5 protein-coding genes are annotated in these 6,718 nt (G+C 60.2%); 1 reads left to right on the top strand and 4 read right to left on the bottom strand.

Features of this window, described 5'->3' with window-relative positions:
- Window positions 1–479: 479 nt before the first annotated feature.
- From hemG to pepQ, 4 genes are read right to left on the bottom strand one after another with little or no spacing between them, the layout of a single operon-like run.
- Window positions 480–1,004, bottom strand: coding sequence for a menaquinone-dependent protoporphyrinogen IX dehydrogenase (gene hemG, locus AB5Y91_RS02320; RefSeq protein ID WP_025328783.1), 525 nt, complete (start codon window positions 1,002–1,004; stop codon window positions 480–482).
- Window positions 1,005–1,011: 7 nt separating this feature from the next.
- Window positions 1,012–2,469, bottom strand: coding sequence for a TrkH family potassium uptake protein (locus tag AB5Y91_RS02315; protein WP_106885444.1), 1,458 nt, complete (start codon window positions 2,467–2,469; stop codon window positions 1,012–1,014).
- A gap of 36 nt (window positions 2,470–2,505) precedes the next feature.
- Window positions 2,506–3,123: a YigZ family protein gene (locus tag AB5Y91_RS02310; protein WP_106885443.1), complete on the bottom strand. Its 618-nt coding sequence runs from the start codon at window positions 3,121–3,123 to the stop codon at window positions 2,506–2,508.
- Window positions 3,123–4,445 carry a Xaa-Pro dipeptidase gene (pepQ, locus tag AB5Y91_RS02305; protein WP_368168976.1) on the bottom strand — a complete coding sequence of 441 codons (1,323 nt, stop codon included), beginning with the start codon at window positions 4,443–4,445 and terminating at the stop codon, window positions 3,123–3,125. Before pepQ ends, AB5Y91_RS02310 begins: the two co-directional genes overlap by 1 nt.
- A 197-nt stretch (window positions 4,446–4,642) precedes the next feature.
- Between pepQ and AB5Y91_RS02300 the strand changes: the two genes are divergently transcribed.
- Window positions 4,643–6,580 carry an acetoacetate--CoA ligase gene (locus AB5Y91_RS02300; protein ID WP_368168975.1) on the top strand — a complete coding sequence of 646 codons (1,938 nt, stop codon included), beginning with the start codon at window positions 4,643–4,645 and terminating at the stop codon, window positions 6,578–6,580.
- Window positions 6,581–6,718: the final 138 nt, after the last annotated feature.

The raw sequence follows: 6,718 nt of genomic DNA, 5'->3' as shown, positions 1-6,718 counted from the left end.
CTCTTCAATTTAAGTTTGGTTTGCGTTCATTCGTTACCGGAGTAGCGAACTTCAGCGGCTCAATGAATTGCTGAAATAAACTGTGACAACCGAAGCTGTCTTGGTCACTTCACCAGACATTGAAAATCAAAAATTGTTTTTGATGTTCGATGCTGTGAGTGCCCACACAGATTGCTTGATTCAAATTGTTAAAGAGCGTCACGCTTATCGCGTTGAGGATGCGCATCTTACGCTCCTCACTTCGAAAGTCAAGCGGTTGTTTTCGCTTTTCTTTCGGCGCCCACTTCGCTAGGAAGCTGGCTCATCAGGTTGGCGTGTTCCGCCGTGCTGGTAGGGGCGCATTATAGGGAGCCGCGCCGGGATGACAAGGGTAAAACTGTAAAAAATGGCACTTTTTGCAGTTTGGTGATTCAAACGCCTATTTATCAAACAAAACGCCCCGCATAAGCGGGGCGTCAACGAACAAGGGTGCGGATTTGCTACCTTTTTGACCAGAATTCCCGGGCAAAGGCGCGTACCTTTTCCCAATCGGTGAATTCGACGTCCTTGCTGGTATCCGTACTGCCGCCGGTGATCGTCATGATCAGCTGAATGATGCGGGTCTGCCACCAGTTGTAGCGGGAATATCGCAGCGCACCGGCAAACACCCCCAGTGTCTTCGGCTTCCACGGCGAGAGACGCAGAAACTTCTTCATATAAGCATTGGTCTGCGGTGTCTGCTTCTCGGGCTTGCGCGCCGTCAGGTTGACACAGAAGAAGGCAGCATTGGCCACTTCCAGCTGTTCATGGTGTGCATGTATAAAGCTGAGCAGGCTGGGGTGGAAGTTGCCATAGCGGATGGAGGCACCGATCAATACCTTGGCATACTTGCTGAGATTGCACATCGGCAGGGTGTGCAGATCCTGCATCACCACTTCGCATCCGGATATCTCCTCCAGCATGACATCCACAATTTTCCGCGTTTGCCCGTCCCGGGAAGAATAAAGCACCAAAATCTTGTCCATACCAACCTCAACTACGCCAGAATGCAGGAGTAAACAGTACCAGAAGTGTGAATATTTCCAATCGACCAAACAGCATGGCAACCACCAGTATCCACTGTGCCGTCGCAGAGATATTGCCAAAGTTGCTGGATACCTCACCCAACCCGGGCCCCACGTTGGTGAAGGCGGCCGCCACCGCCGTGAACGCGGTCACCTCGTTCAACCCTGTCATCAGCAACAACAGCATGAAGATGAAGAACAGTATGATGTAGGTGGCGAAGTAGCCCCACACCGCCTCGACGATCCGCTCCGGCACCGCGCGACGGCCCAGTTTCAGGGTATAGATGGCCCGCGGGTGCACCAGTCGCTTGAGCTCGCGCATCCCCTGCAGGAACAGGATCATGAAGCGCATCACCTTGATGCCGCCCCCCGTGCTGCCGGCACAGCAGCCAATAAAGGCCGAGAACATCAGCAACATGGGCAGGAAGGATGGCCAGTCGGCATAGCTGGTCGTGCTGTAGCCCGTGGTCGTGCCAAGGGAGACCGCCTGGAACAGGCCGTGGTTGAGCGCCTCCTGCCAGGTGGCGTAGTGGCCATGGAACAGCAGGGAGACGAAGCAGATCAGCACCAGCACGCCCTGGATGCCCAGGAACACCTTCAATTCGGAGTCCCGCAGATAGCTGCTCAACCGCACGGGCTTGTGGGCGAATACCATGAAATGCAGGGCAAAGTTGACGCTGGCCAGCAGCAGGAAGAGCACGGTAATCAGGTTGATGGCCGGGCTGTTGAAGAAACCTATGCTGGCATCGTGAGTCGAGAAGCCGCCTACCGACAAGGTGGAGAAGGAGTGGCAGATGGCATCGAAAAGCGTCATCCCCGCCATCCAGTAGGCCAGGGCACAGAGGGTGGTCAGCAACAGGTAGATGAACCAGAGCGCCTTGGCCGTCTCGGCGATGCGCGGGGTCACCTTGTTGTCCTTGACCGGCCCCGGGATCTCGGCGCGATAGAGCTGCATGCCCCCGATACCCAGCAACGGCAGAACGGCCACGGCCAGCACTATGATCCCCATGCCCCCCAGCCATTGCAGCAGCTGGCGGTAGAACAGAAAGGCCTTGGGCAGATCGTCCAGCCCGGTCAACACCGTCGCTCCCGTGGTCGTCAGGCCGGAGAAAGATTCGAAAAAGGCCTCGGAGACCGACATGTTCGGCACGTCGCTGATGATGAAGGGGACGGCCCCCACGCTGCCCAGCACCACCCAGAACAGCACCACTATGAGGAAGCCTTCCTTGGATCTGAGGTCTTTCTTCTGATGGCGATTGGGGAACCAGAGCAGGGCACCGAGCAGGAGGGCGATGAAGAAGGAGTTCACAAACTCGGCACCGCCACCATCGCGATACCCAAAAGCAACCATCGCTGGCAGCAGCATGGTCGAGCTGAACAGCGCGACCAAGAGACCAACGATACGAATGATGCTCAGAATCTGCATTCCGGCTCCCCCTTCAGGCTAAAAGAACGATGGATTCTAGCCATCTAAGGGGCGAAGAGATACCCGGCCATGGGTTCGGTCTGTCATTTCCTGATCCACCTGACTCCAGATGGCCGCATCCCAAGCCACCTGCAGGCGAACCTGCTGACCATAATCGGCGGCCAGCAACTGACCCTGGTGGGTCGAGATCAGGGCTTCCACAGCCCCCATGTCGCCATAGTCGCAGCAGATAAGGGAAGGAGTTTGCTGGCGCTTGATGCGGGTCTCGAGCCGCTTGAGCGCAGCCCCCACCCCGCCACCATAGGCCTTGACCAGGCCGCCGGTCCCGAGCAGGACGCCACCGTAGTAACGCACCACCACGGCCGCTATCTCGCCGATGCCGGCCCCCATCAGCTGGGCCAGCATGGGTTTGCCGGCGGTGCCCGAGGGTTCACCGTCATCGCTGAAGCCATAGACCTGGCTGTCTTGCGGAGCCCCGGCGACAAAGGCCCAGCAATGGTGCCGGGCCGTCGGGTGCTGCCGCTTCACCTCGCCGATCCAGGCCTTGGCGGCCTCGACCGTCGGTGCATGGGCAATCAGGGTGATGAAGCGACTCTTCTTGATCTCCTCGCAAAGCTCCAGCGGCGCGGCCGGAATGGCATAGTCTGCGGCCATCAGATCCCTGCTTGCCTGGTGAGGTTCTCCACCCCGTCCCCATGCAGGACGACGTTGTCCTCGATCCTGATGCCACCGAAGGGGCGCAGCGCCTCGACCTTGTTCCAGTTGACCCGCTTGCCCTGCTCACCCTGGCGCAGCGGCTCCAGCAGACTGTCGATGAAGTAGAGGCCGGGTTCTATGGTGAACACCTGCCCCACCTCCATCACCCGGGTGCAGCGCAGATAGGGGAACTGCTCGGGCGCCGCCAGGTGGGTACCCCGCTCGTCCTGCATGAAGCCACCGGCATCGTGCACCTGCAGGCCGAGGAAGTGCCCCAGGCCATGGGGGAAGAACACATTGGTGACACCGGTGTGGATCATCTCGTCCACCGACATGTCCACCAGCTCGGTGGCCTGCAGCAAGCGCGCCAGTCTGTGGTGCATCTGCAGATGCAGCTCGCTGTAACGGCGACCGGGTTTGATCTCCGCGATGATCTCCTGCTGTTGCGCATCCAGCGCCGCGATCAGATCGGCAAACTCGCCCCGGCGCCAGGCCCAGGTGCGGGTGATGTCGGAGGCATAGCCGTGATAATCCGCCCCGGCATCGATCAGGAAGGAGTGGCGCTCCGCATCCGGTACCCGCTGGGTCGACAGATGGGTGTAATGGAGGATGGCCGCGTTGCGGTTGATGGCGACTATGTTGCCATAGGGCGCCTCATTGGCCCCCTGCCCGACTGCCTTCATGTAGGCCAGGTTGATCTCGAACTCGCTCGCCCCCGCCATGAAAGAGTCCTTGGCCGCAATGTGGCCGCGCACCCCGAGCCGATTCGCCGCCCGCAGACACTCCAACTCATAGGGCGTCTTGTAGGCACGGTGGTAGTGCAGGTAGTTGAGCACCGCCTCCGGATTGGGCTGGCCCAATCCCACCAGCTGGGCCACCTCGAGATGACCGCCCAGATAGGCCCACTCCTGCTTGTCGGCGGGCAGATGATCCGCCACCTGCTCCGGCTTGGTCAGGAAGCGGATGTCGAAGAAGTCGACCCAGAAGGCATTGGGCAGGTCCGCCACCTTGTGCCAGAAGTCCACCGGCCGGTAGAACAGCAGCACCGGCTTGCTCACCCCGTCCACCAGCAGCCAGCAGTGGGGATTGTCTAGCACCGGCAACCAGGCCTTGAAGTGCGGATTGACCTTGAAGGGGTAATCCTGATCGTCGAGGAAGATGCGGTGGGTCTGGCCGGAGTGGATGGCCAGTCCGCTGAGCCCCTGTTGTTGCAGAATGTCGCGGGTGCGCTGCTGCAGGGTGTCTAGGTGCTGGGCAAAAAGTTGGCTGTAGCTGCTCATGGCGTCCTGCTCCGAGGTGAATGTGATAGCAGCATAACACCAAGCTCGGGGCGGCTCGACCCGTCAAGCTGCCGCTTCGTGAGGTAACGCATGCGTTACAAAGTGTTTGTTATCAACAGAAAACCAACCATTAACAAATCAAAAACAATTCAATACACTGCCGGTAGACAGTAGATATCAGCAGTCAGGAACGATTCATGCAAAACCTTTGTCTGTGGAAACCGGATCAGGACAGGATGCAGCACTCCAACCTCCACCAGTTCATGGCCGAGGTCAACCACTTCCACGGCCTGCAATTACGCAGCTACGCCGACCTCTATCAGTGGTCGGTGGAGAAGACCACCCGTTTCTGGCCGCTGGTGTGGCAGCACTGCGGCGTCAAGGGAGAGCTGGGGGACATAGTGGCGGAGAACCGCCAGGAGATGCAGCGCGCCCGCTGGTTCCCCGACAGCCGGCTCAACTTTGCCGAGAACCTGTTGCGCCGCCAGGACGAGAGCCCGGCCATCATCTCCCGCCTCGAAGGGGGGGTGAGCGAGACCCTGAGCTGGGCCGAGCTCGGCGATCGGGTGGCCCGACTGGCCCAGTGGCTGCGCAGCCAGGGCATAGGCCGTGGCGACGTGGTCGCCGCCTATCTACCCAATATTTCGGAAACCGTGGTTGCCATGCTGGCCACCACCAGCCTGGGCGCTATCTGGACCTCCACCAGCCCCGACTTCGGTGAAGCCAGCGTGGTGGAGCGCTTCGGCCAGACCCGGCCCCGGGTGCTGTTTGCGGTGGATGGCTACCGCTATGGCGGCAAGGCCATCGACATTCAGGCCAAGGTCGCCAGCGTGGTGAGCCAGTTAGACAGCATAGAGCAGACTGTGATGATCCCCCTGCTTGGCAACCCCCTGCAGCTCGGTCACGACTGGCATCAGGTGCTGGCGAGCCAGCCCGGGGCCCAGCTCGCCTTCGAGTCCATGGCCTTCAACGATCCGCTCTACATCCTCTACTCCTCCGGCACCACGGGCAAACCCAAGTGCATAGTCCACGGCATAGGCGGCACCCTGCTACAGCACCTGAAAGAGCACCAGCTGCACTGCGACATCAAGCCGGGGGAACGGGTGTTCTACTTCACCACCTGCGGCTGGATGATGTGGAACTGGCTGGTGAGCGCCCTCGCCTCCGGCGCCACCCTGGTGCTCTACGACGGCTCTCCCTTCTACCCGGATGGCAACGCGCTCTGGGATCTCGCCCGCGACGAGCAGGTCAGCCTGTTTGGCACCTCGGCCAAGTATCTGGATGCCCTGCACAAGCAGGGTTATGCCCCGATCACCACCCACCAGTTGCCGGCCCTGCGGCTTATCTGCAGCACCGGATCTGTGCTGTCGCCGGAGGGGTTTGACTATGTCTATCAGGGGATCAAACAGGATGTGCAACTCAGCTCCATCTCCGGCGGCACCGACATCTGCTCCTGCTTCGTCATCGGCAACCCCTTGAGCCCCGTCTATCGCGGCGAGAGCCAGGGCCGCGGCCTCGGCCTCGCGGTGCAGGTGTTCAACGAGGCCGGCCAGCCGGTACAGGGGGAGAAGGGGGAACTGGTCTGCACCAAGCCATTCCCGGCCCAGCCCATCTACTTCTGGGGCGACGAGAACGGCGACAAGTACCACGCCGCCTACTTCGAGCGGTTCGACAACATCTGGTGCCACGGGGACTGGATAGAGCTGACCCCGACCGGCGGCATCCTCTTCTATGGCCGCTCCGATGCCACCCTCAACCCGGGGGGGGTGCGCATCGGCACCAGCGAGATCTACCGCTACGTGGAACAGCTGGACGAGGTGGAGGAGAGCATCGTCATCGGCCAGCAGTGGCAGCAGGACGAGCGGGTGGTGCTGTTCGTCAAGCTCAAGCCCGGCCTAAAGCTGGACGAGCCCCTGCGCGAGCGCATTCGCCAGCAGATCCGCGAGCACAGCACGGCCCGCCACGTGCCCGCCCGTATCCTGCAGGTGGATGCCATCCCCCGCACCAAGTCCGGCAAGATAGTCGAGCTGGCGGTGCGGGAGGTGGTGCACAACAGGCCGGTCAACAACACCCATGCCCTCGCCGACCCCGAGGTACTGAACCAGTATCGCAACCGGCCGGAACTGGCCAGTTGATAAATGACTCATATCCAGAGCAGGCGCCGCAAGGCGCCTCTCTTTTGCCCGTTTTGTGATGAGGAGCTTTTACTCGAGATCTGTTAAACAAATGTTTTAAATAGGTGTTGAAAATGTCTCCTTTTGGATCAATAGTGA

It is taken from the genome of Aeromonas sp. R4-3 (assembly GCF_040908275.1).
GTDB lineage: Bacteria > Pseudomonadota > Gammaproteobacteria > Enterobacterales > Aeromonadaceae > Aeromonas > Aeromonas rivipollensis.
The sequence above is the reverse complement of the archived record's forward strand: the minus strand, read 5'-3'. Positions and strand labels throughout refer to the sequence as shown.

What these genes read in the sequence shown, in the direction of transcription:
- AB5Y91_RS02310 (WP_106885443.1), bottom strand. Translation starts at nt 3,123, where the DNA reads ATGGCCGCAGACTATGCCATTCCGGCCGCGCCGCTGGAGCTTTGCGAG.
- AB5Y91_RS02315 (WP_106885444.1), bottom strand. Translation starts at nt 2,469, where the DNA reads ATGCAGATTCTGAGCATCATTCGTATCGTTGGTCTCTTGGTCGCGCTG.
- AB5Y91_RS02300 (WP_368168975.1), top strand. Translation starts at nt 4,643, where the DNA reads ATGCAAAACCTTTGTCTGTGGAAACCGGATCAGGACAGGATGCAGCAC.
- hemG (WP_025328783.1), bottom strand. Translation starts at nt 1,004, where the DNA reads ATGGACAAGATTTTGGTGCTTTATTCTTCCCGGGACGGGCAAACGCGG.
- pepQ (WP_368168976.1), bottom strand. Translation starts at nt 4,445, where the DNA reads ATGAGCAGCTACAGCCAACTTTTTGCCCAGCACCTAGACACCCTGCAG.